This is a genomic window from Pedobacter sp. HMWF019, from assembly GCF_003061025.1.
GTDB lineage: Bacteria > Bacteroidota > Bacteroidia > Sphingobacteriales > Sphingobacteriaceae > Pedobacter.
Genome location: NZ_QAIL01000154.1, coordinates 1 through 21536 on the forward strand (window position 1 = coordinate 1; position 21536 = coordinate 21536).

Annotated in this window: 19 protein-coding genes; 9 read left to right on the forward strand and 10 right to left on the reverse strand. The window is 43.3% G+C overall.

What is annotated here, in order from left to right:
* The first annotated feature begins 548 nt into the window (after positions 1–548).
* From DBR11_RS09790 to DBR11_RS09800, 3 genes are read left to right on the forward strand one after another with little or no spacing between them, the layout of a single operon-like run.
* Positions 549–755, forward strand: a complete 207-nt coding sequence (locus tag DBR11_RS09790; protein WP_108552076.1) for a YtxH domain-containing protein — start codon at positions 549–551, stop codon at positions 753–755.
* Positions 756–764: 9 nt separating this feature from the next.
* The gene (locus DBR11_RS09795) at positions 765–2162 is read left to right on the forward strand and encodes an MBL fold metallo-hydrolase RNA specificity domain-containing protein (protein WP_108552078.1); all 1398 of its coding nucleotides are present in this window, start codon (positions 765–767) and stop codon (positions 2160–2162) included.
* A gap of 38 nt (positions 2163–2200) precedes the next feature.
* Complete coding sequence (locus DBR11_RS09800) at positions 2201–2893, forward strand: bifunctional 2-polyprenyl-6-hydroxyphenol methylase/3-demethylubiquinol 3-O-methyltransferase UbiG (RefSeq protein WP_108552080.1); 693 nt, start codon at positions 2201–2203, stop codon at positions 2891–2893.
* A 69-nt stretch (positions 2894–2962) separates the two neighbouring features.
* Here the strand turns inward: DBR11_RS09800 and pepT are convergent, their stop codons facing one another.
* Positions 2963–4216 (reverse strand): peptidase T, encoded by a 1254-nt coding sequence (pepT, locus tag DBR11_RS09805; RefSeq protein ID WP_108552082.1) that lies wholly within the window; start codon positions 4214–4216, stop codon positions 2963–2965.
* Between the two features lie 91 nt (positions 4217–4307).
* On the opposite strand from pepT, the gene DBR11_RS09810 reads away from it, so the two are divergent.
* From DBR11_RS09810 to DBR11_RS09820, 3 genes are read left to right on the forward strand one after another with little or no spacing between them, the layout of a single operon-like run.
* Positions 4308–5030, forward strand: a complete 723-nt coding sequence (locus DBR11_RS09810; RefSeq protein WP_108552084.1) for an outer membrane beta-barrel protein — start codon at positions 4308–4310, stop codon at positions 5028–5030.
* Between the two features lie 36 nt (positions 5031–5066).
* On the forward strand, positions 5067–6770 hold the full coding sequence (locus DBR11_RS09815; RefSeq protein ID WP_233260708.1) for a M14 family metallopeptidase: 1704 nt from the start codon (positions 5067–5069) through the stop codon (positions 6768–6770).
* A 1-nt stretch (position 6771) separates the two neighbouring features.
* Positions 6772–7401, forward strand: a complete 630-nt coding sequence (locus DBR11_RS09820; protein WP_108552088.1) for a rhomboid family intramembrane serine protease — start codon at positions 6772–6774, stop codon at positions 7399–7401.
* Here DBR11_RS09820 and DBR11_RS09825 read toward each other — a convergent pair.
* Positions 7398–8363 (reverse strand): hypothetical protein, encoded by a 966-nt coding sequence (locus DBR11_RS09825; RefSeq protein WP_108552090.1) that lies wholly within the window; start codon positions 8361–8363, stop codon positions 7398–7400. The two genes, DBR11_RS09820 and DBR11_RS09825, sit on opposite strands and share 4 nt — an antisense overlap.
* Before the next feature lie 88 nt (positions 8364–8451).
* On the opposite strand from DBR11_RS09825, the gene DBR11_RS09830 reads away from it, so the two are divergent.
* Complete coding sequence (locus tag DBR11_RS09830; protein ID WP_108552092.1) at positions 8452–9486, forward strand: dipeptide epimerase; 1035 nt, start codon at positions 8452–8454, stop codon at positions 9484–9486.
* On the opposite strand, the gene DBR11_RS09835 is transcribed toward DBR11_RS09830, so the two are convergent.
* Positions 9461–9661 (reverse strand): DUF6358 family protein, encoded by a 201-nt coding sequence (locus tag DBR11_RS09835; protein ID WP_108552094.1) that lies wholly within the window; start codon positions 9659–9661, stop codon positions 9461–9463. The genes DBR11_RS09830 and DBR11_RS09835 overlap by 26 nt on opposite strands.
* Before the next feature lies 1 nt (position 9662).
* The gene (locus DBR11_RS09840) at positions 9663–9980 is read right to left on the reverse strand and encodes a rhodanese-like domain-containing protein (protein WP_108552096.1); all 318 of its coding nucleotides are present in this window, start codon (positions 9978–9980) and stop codon (positions 9663–9665) included.
* Between the two features lie 152 nt (positions 9981–10132).
* Here DBR11_RS09840 and DBR11_RS09845 point away from each other — a divergent pair, with 152 nt between their 5' ends.
* Positions 10133–11221 (forward strand): DUF4407 domain-containing protein, encoded by a 1089-nt coding sequence (locus DBR11_RS09845; protein WP_108552098.1) that lies wholly within the window; start codon positions 10133–10135, stop codon positions 11219–11221.
* A gap of 8 nt (positions 11222–11229) precedes the next feature.
* Positions 11230–12543 (forward strand): M20/M25/M40 family metallo-hydrolase, encoded by a 1314-nt coding sequence (locus tag DBR11_RS09850; RefSeq protein WP_108552100.1) that lies wholly within the window; start codon positions 11230–11232, stop codon positions 12541–12543.
* Positions 12544–12547: 4 nt separating this feature from the next.
* On the opposite strand, the gene DBR11_RS09855 is transcribed toward DBR11_RS09850, so the two are convergent.
* From DBR11_RS09855 to DBR11_RS09880, 6 genes are all read right to left on the reverse strand, one after another.
* The gene (locus DBR11_RS09855) at positions 12548–13045 is read right to left on the reverse strand and encodes a GNAT family N-acetyltransferase (protein WP_108552103.1); all 498 of its coding nucleotides are present in this window, start codon (positions 13043–13045) and stop codon (positions 12548–12550) included.
* Complete coding sequence (locus DBR11_RS09860; protein WP_108552105.1) at positions 13042–13605, reverse strand: thiamine pyrophosphokinase; 564 nt, start codon at positions 13603–13605, stop codon at positions 13042–13044. Before DBR11_RS09860 ends, DBR11_RS09855 begins: the two co-directional genes overlap by 4 nt.
* Before the next feature lie 72 nt (positions 13606–13677).
* Positions 13678–16944 (reverse strand): carboxypeptidase regulatory-like domain-containing protein, encoded by a 3267-nt coding sequence (locus DBR11_RS09865; protein ID WP_108552107.1) that lies wholly within the window; start codon positions 16942–16944, stop codon positions 13678–13680.
* A 158-nt stretch (positions 16945–17102) separates the two neighbouring features.
* Positions 17103–17951 carry a polysaccharide deacetylase family protein gene (locus tag DBR11_RS09870; protein ID WP_108552111.1) on the reverse strand — a complete coding sequence of 283 codons (849 nt, stop codon included), beginning with the start codon at positions 17949–17951 and terminating at the stop codon, positions 17103–17105.
* A 44-nt stretch (positions 17952–17995) separates the two neighbouring features.
* A complete protein-coding gene (locus tag DBR11_RS09875; RefSeq protein ID WP_233260709.1) occupies positions 17996–20170 on the reverse strand; it encodes a peptidase domain-containing ABC transporter in 2175 nt (724 codons plus the stop codon).
* A complete protein-coding gene (locus DBR11_RS09880) occupies positions 20157–21329 on the reverse strand; it encodes an HlyD family secretion protein (RefSeq protein WP_108552109.1) in 1173 nt (390 codons plus the stop codon). Before DBR11_RS09880 ends, DBR11_RS09875 begins: the two co-directional genes overlap by 14 nt.
* Positions 21330–21536: the final 207 nt, after the last annotated feature.

Sequence of the window (21536 nt, forward strand, 5' to 3'; positions counted from 1 at the left end):
GCTTAGGCGAGCTGAAAAAGCTCGCAAACCTCAAAGGCATTCTCCCAGACACCGTCATTTTTTTCTCTGGGCGCATAGCACACCCTGTTTGTCGCTTTATAAACCCGTACAAAACCAAATTCCATATTTTGTCCTGACAGAATATAAATTGATAAACAGACTTTCTATTGGACTGAATCGTATCTGACGCATATCTCAGTGGGGTCTTGTTGGGGTAAAGGTACCCTCTATCCCAACAAGACCCCACTGAGACCCCAACCAGATATGCACCTGTATAGTCCTTAATATAGCTTAACATCCTATTTCCTTCTCTTCTGCACCACACCTGGTCACCGCCTTCCTCTGCAATTTGCTAAGGAAAATTCTCTTACGCTGCGGAAAGACCTCAGAGATCTGTCCGCTCCTTCAGCGGACCTGATATCGTTAGTCTTGAGCAGCTGTACAGAATTTTCCAAAAAATTCACCCTCTTAAATTATTATCTTAGAACGTAAAACTAAAAACTGCCTTACTTGTTTAACTTTAAGCGAACGAATTAGAATTTAAAATTATGACAAAAGAAACTAAAATAATTGCAGGCCTGCTGGCAGGAGCTGCACTAGGCGCCGCAGTAGCATTGATCCTTTCTACCGACAAAGGAGACGATTTAAAAGAAAGCGTAACAGACTGGTTCGCTGACCTCCTTGATTCCTCCAAAGACAAACTGGCCAACGTAGCCGACTCCGTGAAAGATTCTATCTCTAAAGTACGCGCATAGAACACCTCAATGAAGATAGCATTTCATGGCGCGGCGAGAGTCGTAACGGGTAGTAAACACCTTATTACCTTAAGTAACAACACCAAAATCCTATTGGATTGCGGAATGTTCCAGGGCATGGGCGAAGTAACCGACCATTTAAACGGTTACTTCGGCTTTACCCCATCAGAAGTTAATTACATGGTACTCTCCCATGCACACATAGACCATTGCGGTTTACTCCCCAGGCTCGTTGCTGAAGGCTTTACCGGCCCTGTTTACTGTACGCCCGCAACCATGGACCTTACCCGGATTCTGTTGATGGATTCAGCAAAAATCCAGATGCAGGACGCAGAATACCTGAACCGCAAGAGAAAAGAAGGTCAACCCATAGAAGAAGCCTTGTACAACGAAGACGATGTCGTTAAAGCCCTCGGACAGTTTAAAGTAATAGACTACGATACCGACTTCGAGATCAATCCTCAAATCAGCCTGAGGTTAACAGATGCCGGCCACATTCTTGGAAGTGCCGCCGTACACCTTACTCTGCAAGACGAAGGAAAAACCACTAAACTCACTTTCAGCGGAGACGTAGGACGCTATGGCGACCTCTTACTGAAAAGCCCTCAGAATTTTGCCCAGGCAGATTACATCGTCATGGAATCTACCTACGGAGACTCCCTGCACAAAGACCTCGAGCCCATAGAAAACATGCTCTATGAGATCATCAATCAAACCTGTAACATCAAAAAAGGCAAGGTGATCATTCCAGCCTTCAGTGTAGGCCGCACACAAGAATTGCTATATGCGCTCAACAGCCTTGAACTCAAGCATAAACTGCCCGACGTAGCTTATTACGTAGACAGCCCGCTTTCTGAAAAAGCCACCCAAGTACTGAAAGACCATCCCGAAGTATACAACAACGGCGTTAAAGAAGTCATGAAAGTAGACCATGACGTATTCAGCTTTAAGGGCCTCCGGTTTATAGAAACCGTAGAGGAATCCAAAGCCTTGAATAACGATCCCCGTCCATGTGTCATCATATCCGCATCCGGAATGGCAGAAGGCGGAAGGGTAAGACACCATATCCGCAACAACATTGGCAATCAGAAAAACACCATTCTAATGGTTGGTTATTGCGAACCCAACTCTTTAGGCGGAAAATTGCTGGCCGGAAACAAAGTGGTCTATATCTTCCGGGAACAATACCAGGTAGCCGCTGAAGTAAGATCCATCCGTTCCATGAGTGCACATGGAGATTATGAAGATTTACTCCACTTCCTGGGTGGCCAAGACCCAGTCAAAGTTAAACAACTGTTTCTTGTACATGGGGAATACCCGGTACAGCAGCACTTTGCCCAGCGGCTCAACGACCATGGATTTAAACAGGTCCTGATCCCGCAGCTGCATCAGGAGATCGAAATCTGATCTGCCCCGAATTTATAGATCATTAGTATCTTTGCCCAATGGACATTTTTGGAGAAGCACTACAAGATCAGTTTATAAAAGGAACAACAGAGACCCTCTGGCTCCACAATTCTTATGACACCCCGGAGGAAATGCCAGTAGACGTTTTTTTCCGGGGATCTGAAGACATGCCCGAAATCGAGCTGAAAGCATTGGAGCTGTGCAGAGGCACTGTACTCGATGCAGGCGCTGGCGCCGGCAGCCATGCCCTATGGCTCCAGCAGAAAAAGATAGAGGTTACAGCACTCGACATCTCAGAAAAGGCTACGTCCATCATGAAACAACGGGGTGTGAAACAGGTATTGCAGCAAGACCTCTTTTCTCTGAAAGGGCAGCAATTTGACACCTTGCTCCTGCTCATGAACGGAATTGGATTAACCGGAAGTATTGCTGGTTTACAGGATTTCCTGCAATGGTCCAAATGCCTGCTTAAAAAAGACGGACAATTGCTATTTGACAGCTCAGATATTGCCTATCTCTACCAGGACATAGACTTTCCGCAGAACAAATACTATGGAGAAGTAGCCTACCAGTACGAATACAAACAACAAAAAGGCAATTGGTTCAACTGGTTGTATGTGGATCAGGCTATGTTGTTGAAACTGGCCAAAGAAGCTGGATGGCAATGCGAAATTGTACTGGAAGATGAGTATGACCAGTACCTTGCCCAGCTCCGGCTAACCACCAGGTAGCTGTGAAGCAACATAAAAAAGGGTGACCCTGATTCAGGATCACCCTCTACATCTTTTTAGGATAGGTCCTTATGCGCGTTCTTCCCAGATCGCAGCAATATTAATGATCGTTTGCACGGCTTTTTCCATATCCTGTACAGACACCCACTCCTGTTTACCGTGAAAAGCATGTTCGCCTGCAAAAATATTTGGACAAGGTAAGCCCATCAATGATAAACGGGAACCATCTGTTCCTCCCCTAATGCTTTGTTTCTTCGGCTCAACACCCGCTCTTTCAATAGCCAATGTTCCGTATTCAATCACCTGAGGGTACTGATCCAGTACGCTTTTCATATTGCGGTATTGTGCTTTGATCGTCAAATCAAAAGTAGAATTTGGATAAGATTTAAGCACACCTTCTGCTACCGACCTTAGTGTTTCTCCATGTTGGGCAAGCAGGGCATCGTCAAAATCACGGAGGATAAAACTGGCCTGGGCTTGTTCCACATTTCCATGAATGGTTCCCGGATGAATAAAGCCCTCTTTATTGCTGGTGGCTTCTGGCGTTAAACGGTCTTTCGGTAAAGCATCAATAATCGCACAAAGGATCTTAATGGCACTTTCCATCTTACCTTTGGCAAAACCCGGATGAGAGCTCACTCCATTAACGGTTAATACCGCTCCGTCTGCAGAAAAGGTCTCGTCTTCTATAGAACCCAGGGTTTCTCCGTCGATGGTATAAGCGAAATCTGCGCCCAGTTTTTTCAGGTCAACCTTATCTACACCACGTCCAATCTCCTCATCAGGCGTAAACAAAATCTTAATGGTTCCATGTTTAATATCAGGGTTGGCCACCAGGAAAGCCGCAGCTTCCATGATTTCCGCCACACCAGCTTTATTGTCAGCGCCCAGCAGTGTTGTGCCACTGGCGGTAATAATATCATTTCCAATCTGGTTCTTCAGATCCTTGTGCTCCTGCAACTTCAGAATAATGGTTTCATCATCCGGCAAAACCAAATCCTGCCCCTGATAATTGCGGTGGATGATCGGTTTTACATTTAGCCCGCTGCAATCCGGTGAAGTATCCATATGTGAACAAAAACAGATTACAGGCACCTTTTTGTCGGTATTGGAAGGGATTGTAGCATAAACATAACCATGCTCATCCAGATGTGCATCTTCAATGCCCGCTGCCAACAACTCTTCTACCAGTACACGGCCCAGATTTTTCTGTTTTTCCGTTGAGGGCGTGGTGGTTGACTGTGGATCAGACTGCGTATCTATTTGCACATACTTCTTAAAGCGTTCTGCCAGTGATTCTGTTTTATTTTGATATTTTAGCATAATTTTAAAGAATAAGAGTCTGTTTAAACTTACTACATTGTAAACAGGCTCCAAAGGTAAAGAAAGATTACACTAACTTAAAAGGCATCTCTTGAAAACAATATTTACGGCTATATTCCTTTCGCTCTCCTTAAGTGTATTTGCACAATCTAATTTTTATAAAATCAGCGTTGGAGGCGGAGCTGGAATTACCCAGTCTTTTGCTGATCTAAAAAAGCATGATTTCGGACTGGCAGGCTATGTAACCGCAGATTATATGTTTACGCCATTTATCAGTCTGGGTCTGGAGGCACAGGCAGGTCAGATCAATGGAGGCGACAAGCAAACCGACCCCAATCACCGCCAGTTCATCAATACCTATAAATCTGTTACCGCCAATGGAAAACTCTATCTCGGCGCACTGACAGACTATGAACACAATGGATTTCTGAGCGCCATTAAAGGACTATATGCAGGCGCCGGATTGGGCCTGATCCAGAATAAAGTAAGCAATGTCCGGATCAAACCCTACGAGGATGGTACCACTGACGCCAACTCCTATGTGTTCCCAGGCGAAAACCAAAGCAAAGAAATCACGGTTCCATTGAACCTGGGCATCAATTTCTACCTGGCCGATCAAAATGGGGTTTACCGCTATGTATTAAACTTCAACTATCAAGCCAATATTACCCTTGGAGAGGGTCTGGACGGCTATGACGATTCGACTGTGCGCCTGGTCAATGGAAAGCCGGATATATACACCTATTTTAGTATCGGGATCCGGTACAACCTTGGCCCCATCGGACTGTCCAAAAAAACTTTTCGCCAATATTAAATGAGAGTCCTGATCTTATCTATTATTTTATTCAGCATGATGAAAGCTTCCGCTCAGCAAACGCCTTTCGAACTTAGCAACAAGCAAGAAACAGCCACCTATCCACAGGTTATTGAACATTACGAAAAACTGGCCCGAGCTTACCCCCAGGCCAAACTGTTTACTTACGGTACAACAGATTTTGGAAAGCCTCTTCATCTGCTGGTTTTATCCAAAGATAAAATCTTCGATCCGGCCCAGATCCGGAAGAACAACAAAAGGATTTTTCTGATCAACAACGGCATCCATCCTGGAGAACCGGAAGGTGTGGATGCCTGCATGATGCTGGCCAGAGACCTGCTTAAAAACGACAGAATCCCGGAAAATACAGTAATCTGTATAATTCCTTTATACAATATAGACGGAAGCTATAACCGAACAGGCACTTCCAGAGCCAATCAAAACGGACCCCTGGCCTATGGTTTCCGGGGCAACAGCAGGAACTATGATCTGAACCGCGACTTCATTAAAACCGACTCTAAAAATTCTGCTGCCTTTCAGCAGATCTTTAACCTCTGGCAACCGGAAATCTTTGTCGACACCCATACCAGCAATGGTGCAGACTACCAGTATACCATGACCCTGATCCCAACACAAAAGGATAAATTGAACCCCATACTTTCTGCCTACCTGACCGGCAGCATGCTCCCTGCATTGTATACCCAAATGGCACAAAAGGGATTTGAACTTATACCCTATGTAAATTCAGTAGAAGAAACACCCGATGCCGGCATTGAAGGCTTCCTGGAAACACCACGCTTTTCTACAGGTTATACCACACTGCACAATACCATTGGCTTTATGCCGGAGACACACATGCTCAAAAGTTATGACAAGCGGGTAGAATCGACCTATAAACTTCTGGAAACTTATATTGACCTGGTGGTAAAGGATGCCCGGCAAATCGGAGACAACAAGAAAAAAGCAGACCTCGAGGTTGCCACACAAAAAGAATTTACCCTGACCTGGAAGCTGGATAAAGAAAAATATGAGGCGCTGCCTTTTAAAGGATATGAGGCCGCCTATAAACCCAGCCAGGTGAGCGGAGCACCGAGACTGTATTATGACCGCAATAAACCTTATACCCGCAACATCAAAGAATGGAATCATTTCCTGCCTGATGTGACGGTTCAAAAACCCCTGGCTTATATCATCCCCAAAGCCTGGACTAAAGTGATTGAGCTCCTTAAACTAAACAATGTGGTGGTAAAGGAGCTCCGGGAGGACGCTGTTCTGCCTGTTGAATCCTATTATATTGCCGATTTCAAAACCGTTAGCCGCCCTTTTGAAGGCCATTACCTGCATTCCAATGTACAAGTGGATACCCGGCAACAACAGCTGGCTTTTTACAAAGGCGACTATATCGTTTACGTAAATCAGCCCCAGAACCGCTACATTGTTGAAACCCTGGAGCCCCAGGCCACAGACTCCTTCTTCAACTGGAATTTCTTTGATTCCGTACTTGGACAGAAAGAACATTATTCGGCCTATGTTTTTGAGGATACCGCAGCAGAACTCCTGGAAAAAGACCCGGAACTAAAGGCCAAACTGGAAAAAGAAAAGCTTAAATATCCTGATCCCACAGCAAAAGGGGATGCTCTGCTTGAATTTGTCTATAAAAATTCTGATTATTACGAAAAAACACATTTGCGATACCCTATTGCAAGACTACAAAACGATATTTCCATTAGCTTAAAATAACATGATAGAATATTTAAACCATACACCGGTTGCCTCCATTATTTTTGTGTTCACCCTGGTAACCAGCATCTACGCTTTTAACGATCATATTCTCTTTGGTAAATTCATGCTGCACCCCTACAGTGTATACAGGAGAAACAAGGTCTATACTTTAATCACCAGCGGGCTGATCCACTCCAATTGGATGCACCTGATCTTTAACATGTTTACTTTTTTCTTCTTTGCCTTTAAACTGGAAGCCACTATTGGTCACTGGCAATTTGCGCTGGTCTATTTCCTTGGTTTGGTGCTCAGCGACCTTCCTTCTGTAATTAAACACAAAGATGATTTCTGGTACAACAGCCTAGGGGCTTCGGGTGCCATCAGCGCGGTCCTGTTCAGCTATATCCTTTATTACCCGCTGGACACCTTAATGATCTTCCCCTTGCCTATTCCAATCTGGGCCTTTTTATTCGGTATCCTTTACCTGATCTATTGCTGGTACATGTCCAGAAACTCAAGAGACAACATTAACCATGACGCCCACTTATTCGGCGCCATCACTGGTGTTATTGTAACCATTATACTGGAGCCGGCAATTATTCCTCATTTCATTGCCGCTTTAACCGGTGCCGGTTCGGCCTTTCGTTAAACTTCAGGTAAAAAGGGTGGATGAAAATGACTTACCGGGGCAGTGGGATCTTTGATGATCTCAAATAAAGTCAGGTTCCATGGCTTCCAGAAGTTTTCCAGCACCTGGCTATAGGTTTTGTGCTGCCAAACGTCGAAAAGCGGTTTATTTAAGGTGCCCTTCAATGGCATAGCATCGATATAGATTGTACCTTCTACCGGCATGATTCCATATTCCGGCAGCCTGTTGAACAGGTAAGCCGAATAAAAGAAACGTGCGCAAAGTTCTTCATATTGCTGCTCTGACAAAGCCTTACCTGCAATAGAATCCAGGATCTCCTGGTGAAATTTCTTATTGGTCCCATTGTCCTGCAAACAGGCAATAATTCCAAAATCTTTCAGTTTCAAAGAAAAAGTGAGGGTATTGATCTCATCGCGGAAGCTAAAATAATGATCTGCTTGTTCCAGTGGCACCACTACGATAGACCAAGGAGTAAAATCCTCAAAAACCACATCCAGGTAGATGCTCTGGATCATGGTGTTCAGGTTGCCGAATTTATGCATCAGCCCCTGTGACATGTTCAATCCATCGCCACTCAGTTGTTGCAAACGGATGGCCGCATTCATTTCTATATAGATCAGCCCATACATAAACTTGCCAATCCACTGGAAAAGTTCTCTTTCTTCCAGTTGGGATACGCCCTGATAACCTTTAGCAAAAGCAGCAGCCACCTTCTCTTCCAGGGGCTGTATAAAATGCTCCAGTACTTCTGTATTGCAAGGCACCTTTAAGGCATTATAAGACCGCACACTTTCATCAAGCAGTTTAATCTGCTCTTCTCCGGTGTAATTGGCGACCTCTAAAAGCCAGGCCGGCAAAATATTTACTTCTTGTATGGGCGAGTTAAAAGTATCACCGCTTAAAAAGCAGTTTTTATACTTAAAATCAAAGTTTTTAAAGGGCTGGTATACTGAACTGTTCATAAGAAAGCGCAATATTAGGCATATTATTTTTACATTCGTTAAACGGCTCATTTTTTAACCTTGATATTACCAAACGACTAAAAAACTTATGCAGGCCTCTTATATTTCCTATCATCTTGACCTTAAACATCCCTTTGCCATTGCTAAATTTTCGAGAACCAGTACCCCGCTGCTGCTGCTCAGGCTCAGGTATGAACAGGCAGAAGGTTATGGAGAGGCTTCCATGGTCCCTTATATGGGGGAGAGCAACGAATCTGCTGCAGCATTTCTGGCCAAAGTAGACTGGAAACGCTTTACATACCCCTTTAACTTTCCAGAGATCATCGCTTACCTGGATAGCCTTGCAGCGGGGCACCCCGCCATAAAAGCCGCGATAGACATTGCTCTGAACGACCTGAATGGTAAATTACAACAAAAACCCTGCTACCAGATTTACGGGGCAGATCCGCAGAAAATGCCCGTCACGTCCTATACGATTGGCATTGACCGTCCTGAAGTGATCCGGGAAAAGGTAGCTGATGCAACAGGATTTAAGGTGCTTAAGATTAAACTGGGCCGGGATAATGACAAAGAATTAATCAGCACAGTCAGAAGCCTGACCAACCTGCCCTTGTATGTTGATGCCAACCAGGGCTGGGACAACCGCAAGAAAGCCATAGACATGATCTACTGGCTCCATGACCAGGGTGTGGTGCTTATTGAGCAGCCCATGAATAAAGCCGATACTGAAGGCAATGCCTGGCTGACCGGCAGAAGCCCAATACCTATCCTGGCCGATGAAGCCGTGCAACGTCTGGCCGATCTGGAGCAGGTTAAAGGAGCTTACCATGGCATTAACATTAAACTGATGAAAAGTGCGGGGATGTATGAGGCTCATCAAATGATCCTAAAAGCCAGAAGTTACGGAATGAAAATTCTGATTGGCTGCATGAGTGAGACTTCTTGTGCCTCTCTTGCAGCTGCTGCCCTGGCACCCTTATGCGACTGGGCAGATCTGGATGGACCGTGGCTCACCAAGAACAATCCTTTTACAATCCCGGAATTCCAGGAAGGGAAATATCAGTTAAAGGATCTTCCAGGCCTGGGCCTGGAAGGAATTAAGGTTGATTTGTTCGGTTCTTGATCTCCTGACGAAACTCTTTGGTCAGTTTGATCTTCAAATAGAAAAAAAATATCGTTGTAGCAATGAACAATCCGCCCGCCGGGTAATTATGGTTCTGAAAGCCCCATTTTATTCCCAGTACAGACACAATGATCCCTATAGTATAGAAGACATTTAATGCAATTTTCTTCTTCATACTAGTATACCGGCATATTCGGATCAAAAGCTTCCTGCCAGGCTAAAATACCACCTTTTAGGTTGTACAGGTTGGTGAAACCATGTAATTGTTCCAATTGCATAACCGCAGCAGCACTTCTTTTGCCACTTCTGCACTGGATGATTACGGGCTTATCTGTAGCCACTCTGTCTACTTCGATCAGCAATCCGCCAAGAGGAATATTTTCTCCGTTTAAGTTAGAGGTTTCATATTCAAAAGTCTCTCTGACATCGATCAGTTGAAAATCTTCTTTATTGTCTATTTTCTGTTTAAGTTCTTGTACAGTAACTTCCTTCATTGTATTCAATTTTTCTCAAAGATAATCATTTAAAATAAATGAGATCCGCCCACCGGAAAATGTGACAATTTCAAAATATTTTAGAAATCGTGCTGTAACAACTCTGTGTGGCAAGCGTTTAATAGTAAGTCTTTACTAATTTTGACCTCATCATGAATTCGATCAGCCGTTTCTTCTGGTTTTGCTCCGGTGTACATATTGGTACCCTGGAGAAACACCCTACAGAACACAACAAATATATCGGCATTGGAGCCACTATCTTTTTCACCGGTCTTTTTGCGGCTCTGTCTGGTGGCTATGCCATGTATTTTGTATTTAAGGGCGATACCGCAGCGGTATTGTTCGCTTTATTTTTTGGCCTGCTCTGGGGCCTGGCTATTTTTAATATGGACAGGTATATCGTTTCTTCCATTGACAAGAATGCCTCCTCTACCAAGCAGATCCTGCAAGCCACACCAAGAATCTTGCTGGCCATTATGATCGGGATGGTAATTTCCCGTCCCCTGGAGCTGAAGATCTTTGATAAAGAAATCAAAGAACGCCTTAAAGTAAGCTATATGAACAACCAACGTTCCAAGATTGATACCCTCAATGGCTCCTTTGATAAAAAATATAAAATTGAACTTGGCAAACTCAAAGAAGCCAAAGCACAACGGGATTCCCTGGAGAATGGCATCAAAGCCGACCGCCAGAAGCTTAACTTTGAGATTTTTGGAAACAAGACCACTGAAACCTCGGGTGTGATGGGCTACGGGCCTTATGCCAAACGTAAAGAGGCCGAACTGAAGCAGAGAGAGCAGAACCTGGATACGTTGAGCGCAGATGTCCGGAAACTGGAACGTTTTGTAGATGACCGGAAACAGTTTGATGGCCTGATGACAGAGAAATTATATACAGGCAAGGAACTCGACAGCCTGACTAATATTGCAGGTTTTGCCGACAGGAACTGGGCCCTTGGACAGCTCAGCTTTAATCCCAATGGCACCAGAGACCTCAACACCTCTCTTGCCGTTACTTTTATTGGATTGCTTTTTATTTTCTTTGAATGTTTACCCGTGTTTGTAAAAATGATGAGCGCACGCGGATCCTATGATTATGCCATAGCCAATCTGGAGCAGGTACAAATGCACGGTTCGGATAAAGACAAGGAATTTGAAACAGAAGTCACCGATCAGATACAGGAAACCAGAATTTCTACCGAAATTGAGCGACGTAAAAAACAGATAAGAACACAAGAATAAAAAAGACTATGAGGAAACGACTACTGTATTTCTTTATCGCCTTCTGTATCACCGGCTCTGCCGCTGCTCAGAATATAGATAAGATCATTACCAAAGATTATGTAGATGGATTGATTAAGACCCTTAGCAGCGATGATATGCAGGGCAGGGGCACTTTTACCCCGGGTATTGATAAAGCCGCTACTTTCATTGAAGGAGAATTTAAAAAGATTGGTCTGCAGCCACTAAAAGGAGCAGATGGATACAGACAGACCTTTTACAAATACCAGCTTAAACCCTCTCTAACCGAAGTTTCTGTGGATGGCAAAACCATCGAGCCAGAAAAAGTATTGGTTGTGGGAAATCATTCAGAAGCCCTGCAGTTTGACAACACCAATAGCGATGGCTGGATCAAAATGGATCCTGAAAAACCTTTCATGGAGCAGTACCGTACCATTGTACGCAATAAAAAGAAACAGCTGGTCCTGGTTGATGTAAAATTCGTAGATGTTTTTAAACGCATTAAGGCCTACCTGGAATCAGGAAGTGTTCTGGATGAGAAAGACCTCAAAGAAAGCAGCTCCGCCCTGGTATTTGTCCTCGATCAGGATACTGTAGCCAATAATTTTAAGGTAAACTTAAAAAACAGCATCAGCAAAATGCCCCTGTTTAACGTTGCGGGCATGATCCCTGGAAAATCAAAAGCCAAAGAACTGGTGATCTTTTCAGGACATTATGACCATTTGGGTATATTACCTGCAGTAGATCAGGACAGCATTGCAAATGGTGCAGATGATGATGCTTCAGGTACCACCGCCATGATTGCCCTCGCCAAATACTATAAAAAACTACATAATAATGAGCGTACACTGATCTTCGTTGCTTTTACCGCAGAAGAAATTGGTGGTTTTGGCGCACGTTATTTTTCGCAGCAATTGAACCCGGACGACGTAGTGGCCATGTTTAATATTGAAATGATCGGAAAAGAAAGTAAATTCGGCAAGAATTCTGCCTTCATTACAGGCTTTGATAAATCTGATTTTGGAAAGATCCTTCAGAAAAACCTGGCAGGATCTCCTTTTACTTTTCACCCGGATCCTTATCCACAACAAAACCTGTTCTACAGAAGCGATAATGCCACACTGGCGGCTTTAGGTGTTCCGGCACATACCATCAGCACGGATCAGATTGATACGGACAAACTTTACCATACCGTAAAAGATGAATATTCAAGCCTGGATACAGAGAATATCCTGATGACCATCAAGGCCATTGCCAAAAGTGCTTTGTCTATTGTAAAGGGAACGGATACCCCGACCCGAATCCCTAAATTACAACAATAGAGACTTAAGAAATATCCATTTCCATCACATAATCGTTCATGAAGAAACCGTTGCCAATATCCAGGTCAACGGTTTCTTTAATTTGGAAACCTGCCCTCTCGTAAAAGTCTTTCGCTTTATTTTCCCGGTTTACATTTAGTTGCAGTTTTTTTCCGCCAGCTTCCCGGATGGCATTTACAATTTCATTGATTAAAAATTTTCCTACACCTTTACCATGTGCTTCGGGAAGCACATACAGTTTGTGTAATTTATAGACTTTATTGTCATGGTCTGTAATGGAATAACCTGCAAAAGCCATGTCTTTTTTCCCAATCTCTGCAATCAGGAAGAGATGTCCCTGCATCATTTGCTCCAGCAGCACTCCATCATTGTACATTTTTTCCAGCATATAATTTACCTGTTCCTGACCGATGATAGGTACATAGGTAGGGCCCCAGGTCGCTGCTGCAATTTCCCGGATCAGGGGAATATCCTGTTCTTTTGCTTTTCTTAAAAGGATCATAATTTTTCACTGATGATTAAGTATTCGGTATCGAAAATAAATTCGACAAATCCGTCGTGCAGCACCTGAAAGGTTTCATCTTCATTTTGCTTTAAATTGGTGGTTTCAAAGTAAGACAGCACTTCTATCAAAAAGATACTTCCAGCCGGCTTCCAAACCTTAAAACCGCTCTTAATAGCATAGGCTTTTTGGGTGGAGGTAAACAGTACGACATTGATCAGTGGCACATAATACAGCAAGTCCTTAAGCTTGTTCTCCGCAGCAATAATGTTCACCGCAGGGTACTTTTCAGAGATCAGATAGTTCAGGGCCGTATTAAAATCATCGCCCGGCCCCATAATGGTCCGGGTATGTTCCTGGGAAAAAGTGCTGTCAACCCCATTCAGGACCAAGTCAACTTTCAGCCCCAAACTGATGATCTTCTCATATTCTCCGGCATTTACGATTAGCGTTGGACTCCATTCCAGCAGCTGTCCGAGATACTCTGTATCAAAATCTCCCAGCTGATGAATATATAAGGCTGGCTCTTGTTTTTCCTTTACAATGTGGTGTGACGACATGGAGCGAATGTAATAAAAAAAGGGGGATGCTTTTCAACATCCCCCGAAATTTCATGGCTATAGATTCTTCTGTTAATTGAATTTATATTTAACACCAATCTGCATTCTCCATCTTGCAGTTTCGTCAATACTATTGGAAAATGTATTCACCAATGGTGTTGCACTACCTGCATTCAGATACGGGAAAGAGAAAGTAGGCTGACCATTTGCATCCAATCCTTTGAAATTCAGCAAGCCGTTCGCACGATTAGCAAACTTAGGCACGCCCCATGTCTTATTGATCATATTTCCAAAGTTGAAAATATCAAAGGTAAATTGCAGTGAATTTTTCTTGCCGCCCAGGTTTGCAAACAAATCCTGCGCAATACGGATGTCCAGCGTCCCAATCATAGTTCCAACCAATCCGTTCCTTTCGGCATACTGCCCTCTTCTCTTGTTCAGATAAGGGTCCTGATTGATATAACTGTCCAGTTGCGACCACAATTGATCTGCTGTACGGGTATCTGCTGCAGACTCTGCTACCAGTTTAATTTGTGATTTGTCTTTTGGCACATAAATCAGATCGTTTCCACTCAATCCGTCATTGTTCAGGTCGTTTCCATAGGTATAAGAATAGCGTAAACCATCCTGCAACTGGTAAAACATAGACACCGTTGTTCCAAGATGGTTAATATACTCTTTCCGGTAAGCCAGAGAGGCAATAAACCGGTTTTTAACCATATAGGTAGAGTAAGACATTTCATCTGTATTCGGGTTTCCGGCAACAGAACGGTCCCTCCACATCGATTGTGCAATAGTACCACCGTCATTTACAGAACGGGAATCGGTATAAGTATAACCCGCAGTCGCAAAGAAACCGCCTTTAAATTCTTTAGACAAAGTTCCTGTTAAAGACAAACTGTGCCCTTTATTGGTATTGGTCATCACAATCGCATCAGAGATATTTGGATTGGTCGGAGTTGGCGTAGCGGAACCATAAATTCTGGAACCGGTATACCTTGGCCGGTTATCTGCACCAGCCAGTAGTTTATAGTCTGAGGTGTTCAGGTTCACGTTCCGAAAGTAAACAGAATTGATGTCTTTAGAATACAAAGCCTCTAGTGTTCCGGTAATTCCTCCAGATAATTTCTGGTCAACAGCAAGATTGGAACGCCATACCTGCATAAACTTGAAGTTAGATTGCGTAACTGCTAAATTATAAGCCGTATTGTTTGCCGCAGTAGCATGGTTTACATTTCTGTAAGCATCCACATTTGGCGTAAAAGGACGGTCTGTTGGGTTATTGATCGATTCTGAACCAAACTGTACCCCGTTGTTGCTGGCCTGATTAGAAATCCAAACCAAGGGCGGACGGCCGGTAAACAATCCTGTACCCCCTCTAACCTGTGTTTTACCTTCATTATTCACATTCCAGTTAAAGCCCAATCTTGGCGACCATAACACCGCAGATTTAGGATATTTGCTGACATCAATTTTCTCTCCGTCTGCAAAAGTCAGTTTCTCTACATTCTCATTTCGCATCACCGAACCAGAAGAAATATTAGTCAGATCTGCACGCAGGCCTGCCGTTAACTTAAGCTGATCGCTTACAGAATAAGCATCCTGTACGTATAAACCATACATATTGGATTGAATGGTGGCGTATGGGAAAGATCCATCAGGCATTACAGAATACTGGATCTGATATTTTGTGGCGTTGGAAACGCCATTCGTTGCACTATTATAAAAGTCGGCCAGACTATTGAAGGTATAAGTACCGTAATAATTCGGTGCAAAACCATTAGAAGTTCTGTAGCCCTCATAATTGGCCCCCAAAGTAATCTCATGACGACCTGCATAGATATTAAAGTTATCGGTTACCTGGTACACTTTCGTTTTTAAAATATTGAAAGCCGTAAATGGCTCCATTCCAAAAGCGGTATAAGAGCCTCCGTCGGCATTCATGATGTCTACCAAAGGAAAAGGTTTATTGCCTTTTGATTCCCTGAAATCATTCATATTGTTAAAGCCAATGGTTAACTGGTTGGACATTTTATTGTTGAACCGGGTTCTGAATTCCAGGTTCACGTTGTCCATATTGTTGTTGATCCCGTAACCGGCAGATTGAAAAGGCAAGCCGGTCTGGGAAGGCTGACGCAGGCTTTTTGGTGCCCCGCTGTTGCTAGGTAAAATATCTTTAAATGACCTGAAATAGAAATATTTTAAGCTCAGGGTATTCTTATCGTCAATATTGTAATCTAGCTTTGCAGAAAGTTTATTGCTCCTGGTTTTCAGCGGATAATTCTCATATGGTCCCGGATCGTATCCCAGACCTTGTAAAAAGGTACTCAGCTTATCAAGATCTTCTCCCTTAGCCTGAGAAACGTTTGGCCCGGTACTTCCATTGCGGGAAGCCACAAAGCTGGTACCCGGATCCGATCTTCTTTCCAGCTCTCCGCTTAAGAAAAAGAAAAGCTTGTTTTTGATGATTGGACCACCCAAGGTAAAGCCATAACCTTTCAAACTAAAATTGTTAACTGGTGTCTTCAGGCCCGCATAGTTTTGTTCACTCACCAGGTCCTGATTTCTATAATAACTGTTTAAAGTTCCCTGAAATTCATTGGTTCCAGAACGTGTTACAGCATTGATAGCAGCACCGGTAAAGCCGCTCTGACGGATATCATAAGGTGCAATATTTACACTGATCTCTTCAAAAGCATCCATATTGATGGGCTGGGAACCCGTTTGGCTACCAATGGTACCCTGTAAACCAAAGGCGTTATTAAACAAAGCACCATCAATGGTGAAGTTATTACCTACATTGCTTCTTCCCGCAAAACTCGGACTTCCGAACTGTACAGAAAACTGAGGCGTTAGTTTTACAAAATCGGTAAAACTGCGGTTCAGTGTAGGCAGATTTTGAATGGCTGTACGAGAAATGTTCTGCGATGCCCCGGTACGTCCGGAATTGAATACTTTTCCCTGTACGCCGGTAATAGAAACCTCAGTCAGTGTGTTGCTGTCTTCATTAATTTTAAAATTCAGTGTAGAGTTCTGCCCAAGAGCCAGCTTTTCTACCCGTTCAGATTGGGTTTTAAACCCAACAAAAGAAACCGAAACCATATAAGGCCCACCAATCCGCATACTTGGCAGGTTATAACGTCCGTCAGCACGAGTAGTCGTGCTATATTTTGAACCCGAAGGTTCGTGAATGGCAATCACCGTTGCACCCGGGATAGGCCCCTTTGCATCTGCAACGGTGCCGTTTAGAGAAGCAGTTGTTTCATTCTGAGCAAAGGCCAGAGATCCACTCAGCAAGACCATACAGCTGCTGAGGAATAAGAATAGAAGTTTTTTCATTCGGTAGTTTTTGTTTCTGCTTGCGAGGAAACTTCGTGCTTCATCACAATTTTTTTACAAAACTATCGAATGCCTGTTGCTGTATTTCTTGCTCCGGATTAACTAATTGTTAACCTTTTAAGGGTTCACAACCAAAAAATCCAAGTTAACCAGCGGCTTTATTTTTTATTAAAACTCTTCTGAATGCTGTTGTATAGATTTCTGGCAGAATACGTTCCCGGATCTATGATTCTTCTGATGGTATATAAAGGATAGGTTTCATCCCCTTTGGTGGAAAGAATAAAAGCGGCTTTAAAACCATGTTCTTTTAATTTGTGCAGTAGTGAAGCTTTAAAAAGTCCGTAAGGATAAGCGAAATATTCTACCTTTTTACCGGTCAGCTTTTCCAGGGTTTTAGTTGGCTCGTCTATCTGGATCTTCCAGTCTTCTTCGGTAAACTGGGTAAAGTTCTTATGGTTCCAGGTATGGCTGGCAATCACATGACCGTCATCGGAAAGTTCTTTAATCTGTGCTTTACTCATGTAACGGGGTCTTCCTATAGAAACTGTCATAATAAAAAACACCCCCTTAAATCCATACTTTTTCAATTCTGAAGCACCTATGGTATATTGGTCCAGATCTGTGTCATCGAAGCTGATCATAATCGGTTTTGAAGGCAGGGCTGTTCCATAATTTAAATAATCATAGAGCTGATCGGGTAAAATGGTATGATAACCACTGTCAGCCAGCATTTTCATATGCTCTTTAAAATGCGCCGGGGGGATGATATCATCATGGGCTCTTTTAGAATCCGAAGCCTTCCAGTCTCTGATCTGGTGATAACACAGTACTGGCACTTCCTTCCTGCTCAGAATCGTTTTTGCATCTGCAGAAATACGCTTAGCTGCTGTATCTGCCTTAACTTCTGTTGTTGCCTCTTTCTGTTCTGCCTTTGCAGCAGACTGTTTAGATCCCTGGCTACATGCAGAGAGCAACAAGGGAAAAAGCAGATATAGGTATGGTTTCATGCCGTAAAAATAATAAAGAATCTTTATTTCTGCGCTAGCCTCATTTACACTTCTTCCGGCATTTGAAGTTTCCACAAATGTCCATAGTGAGAATTGGGTTTATGCCTCAATTCCTGGTGATTTCCCTGTTCTATGACCACCCCTTTATCCAGTACAATGATCTTATCTGCATTATTCAGCGTACTCAGACGATGCGCAATTACGATGACCGTCTTGTGTCTCGCCTTTAAAATATCAATCATTCTCTGCACATACTTTTCCGATGCAGAGTCCAGGGAAGAAGTCGCTTCATCCAGGATCAGCACTTCCGGGTCACGGTATAAAGCCCTTGCAATAGCAATACGCTGTCTCTGGCCTCCGGATAAGGAAGCTCCGTTTTCCCCAAGATAGGTCTGAAATCCCCTGGGCAGCGATTCTATAAATCCAATCAGCCCAAGTTGTGTAGAAATATCTATGATCTTCTGCATGTCCGGCTCATAATCGCCAATCGCAATATTATCTATCACATTGCCAGCAAACAGGTCAATCTGCTGCGGAACCACAGACACCAGTCGACGGAGCGAGGAATTATTGATGTATTTCAGGTCATATTTCCCAATCCGGATGTTTCCACTCTGTATCGGATAAATATTCTGCAATAAGGACATTAGTGTTGATTTTCCGGATCCGCTCTCTCCAATAATGGCCGTAAATCTTCCTTTTGGAATTTTTAGATTCAGATCTTCAAAAACAGCAACCCTGGTACCATAACGAAAGGAAACATGTTCAAAATGTATATCTCCTATTTTATCTGGGGTCAGCTCAATCTGGTTTTCTTCTTTTTCCAGTTCCAGATCCATAATTTCAAAAAGCCGGTCTGCTGCAATCACCGCATCCTGCACTGTTTTATTCATGCCGATCAACGAAGAAACTGGTCCTGTAAAATAACCGATCAAGGTATAAAAGGACAATAATTCTCCCGGTGTAATGGTACTGTCAATCACATAACCTGCGCCTACCCAAAGCAGAATAATGGTTAATAAACGTGATGTAAGTTCAGAAGATGTCCCCGCAAAAACAGAATTCATATTCGATTTAAATCCGTCCTTCAGCAGTTTAATAAAATGGGTTTCTGTTTTCTCATTCGCAAAAGACTCCAGGCCAAACCTTTTTATCGTTCCTACTGCATTCAGGCTTTCCACCAGTTGAGATTCCAGTTCAGCAGAATCTTCCATTAGCTTTCTTTGTGCTTTCTTATTGAGTTTGTCCGTCACATAGTAAATGAGCAGGTACAAGGGGATCACCGCAAGCATGAGCAGGGCCAGCTTCCAGTAATAAGTAAACATCATGGCAAAGGAGAAAAACACAATGAATATATTCACCAGGAAATTGATGCTCACATCGTTTAAAAAGGTCCTGATCTTTACTGCATCATTTATTCTGGAAATGATCTCTCCAACCCGCATCGTATCAAAGAACTGTTGAGGTAACCTTAACAAATGCTTATAATAGCCCAGGATAAGCTTGGCATCGATCATCTGTCCGGTCTTAAGGGTAAAAACAGTCTTAGCCGTACCAATAAAAAGCTGGATCATCAGGATGATTACCATGGCCATACTCATCAGGTTCAGCAGGTTCCGGTTTCCATCTACCATCACAAAATCGACCAGTTTCTGTACAAAAACTGAGGTTGAAAGTCCTAAAACCGTATAGACAATGGCGCCAAACAAGGCTTGAATCAGAATTGCTTTATGTGGACGGATCAAGTTCCAGAAGCGCCCGTATACCGAAGCTTTTTCATTGCCGGTTTCAAAGTCATCCGAAGGCAGCAACAGCACCAAAGCTCCCGTCCATTCTTTTTTAAACTCTTCATGGCGTTTACTGTACATCTGCCCGTCGATAGGATCCATAACTTCGACTACTTTATTGGTGACTTTATAGATCACCACATAATGCTCCAGAATCTCTTTAACAATAAGATGCGCTACCGCTGGTTTTGGGATTTTAAACAAGCTGTCGAAAGAACCTTTCACCCCTTTAGCTTCAAAGCCTAACTTTTGGGCGGCTTCTACCATTCCCAAAACATTAGTTCCCTTTTTATCCGTTCCGGCAAACTGCCTGATCCTGGCCACGGGAAGATCTAATTTATAATAGGATGCGATGGAAGCCAGGCAGGCTGCACCGCAATCTGTAATGTCCCTTTGTTTTACTTTGATGCTCATAACCTTATTTCCTTCCATTTACATTGGGGTTCACCCAATCATCTACCTTATCATACAGCAACTGATACAGACTCCGGCTGGTTACGGTAAACCTCGCCGTAAAATTCATCCCTTTTTTAAGGAAACCTTTATAGCCATTTTTTAAGGTTAGGTGATCTTGGTCCAGGATACATTTTACTTTAAATACCGATTGGTTCCCGTTAAGAATCACAATATCATCCGAGATATCGACCACCCTTCCCGCTGCAGAACCCCATTGGTTATAGTTGTAGGCATCAATCTGGAACCTCACTTCCTGTCCTTTTCTGATTAGCCCTATATCCGAAGGTTTGATATAACAGTAAGCCATTACACTTGCATCCGGTGATACCTCTCCGATCTTCTGATTGGCAAAGACATATGCCCCGTTTTGCAGGCCCTGCAGGTTTTGAACAGACCCTGTTACTGGCGCACGAAGTACATATTGTTTTTTCTGTTCGCTCAGCTCTGCTTCCTGACCAGACAACTGGCGAAGTTCGTTTCTAAATCCATTCGCTTCCGTTTGCCACTGTGTTCTGTATTTTGTGCGGACCATCAGATAAGCAGATTCCGCCTGTTCCATTTCGAACTTATATTTTTCGTATTCAGCTACAGTAAGCACCTTATTCTGATAAAGTTTATTGTAGCGTGCAAAAGTACTCTCCGCCTGTCTTTTGGCGACATCTGCATTTTCCAGCTCCTGTGCAAATTGTTGCCAGGAGGCGCTGTACTGCCCGGTCTGCAGGGTTGGAGGATTGAATTTACTTTGTTTTTTGTAGTTCAGCAGGATATTAATATCCTGTATAAATTGATGGAGTTGCCCGGCCCTGTTTTGCACCAGTACGGTTTGCTGCTTTGGCAAACCGGCATCAATCACCAGAAGTGTATCCCCCTGGTTGAGCTTTTTATTATCTGCCAGCCTGTATTGGATCAGCCGGCCATTAACAGGTATCAAAAGTTCTGTTTTTTCCAGAGAGGATTGTAATACACCATTGCCTTTTACACTGATTGGAGTTTTAATAAAGGGCAATGCCGCAAAAGTTCCCAGAACAACCAGCACGGTTACCTGATAAATAAGTTGGCTGGACCTACTGATCTGCGAACGGTAAACAATAGAGGTGGAAGATATTGTTTCTGCAGAGTGTGAAGATAGCGCCATAGTCGTATATTAAAATAACCCTTGTTCCTGGTTTGGAACAAGGGTTATCATTCGGTTTTTCTTACAAACTCCAAACAAATTTCGCAACATTAACTAATGTTTTGTTCAAGAATGTAGATAAGTCAGCAGTAACAGAATTTACTGTTCCAGCAACAGAACTTAAAAGACCGTCAAGGATGCCACCTAAAAGACCACCACCATTAACTT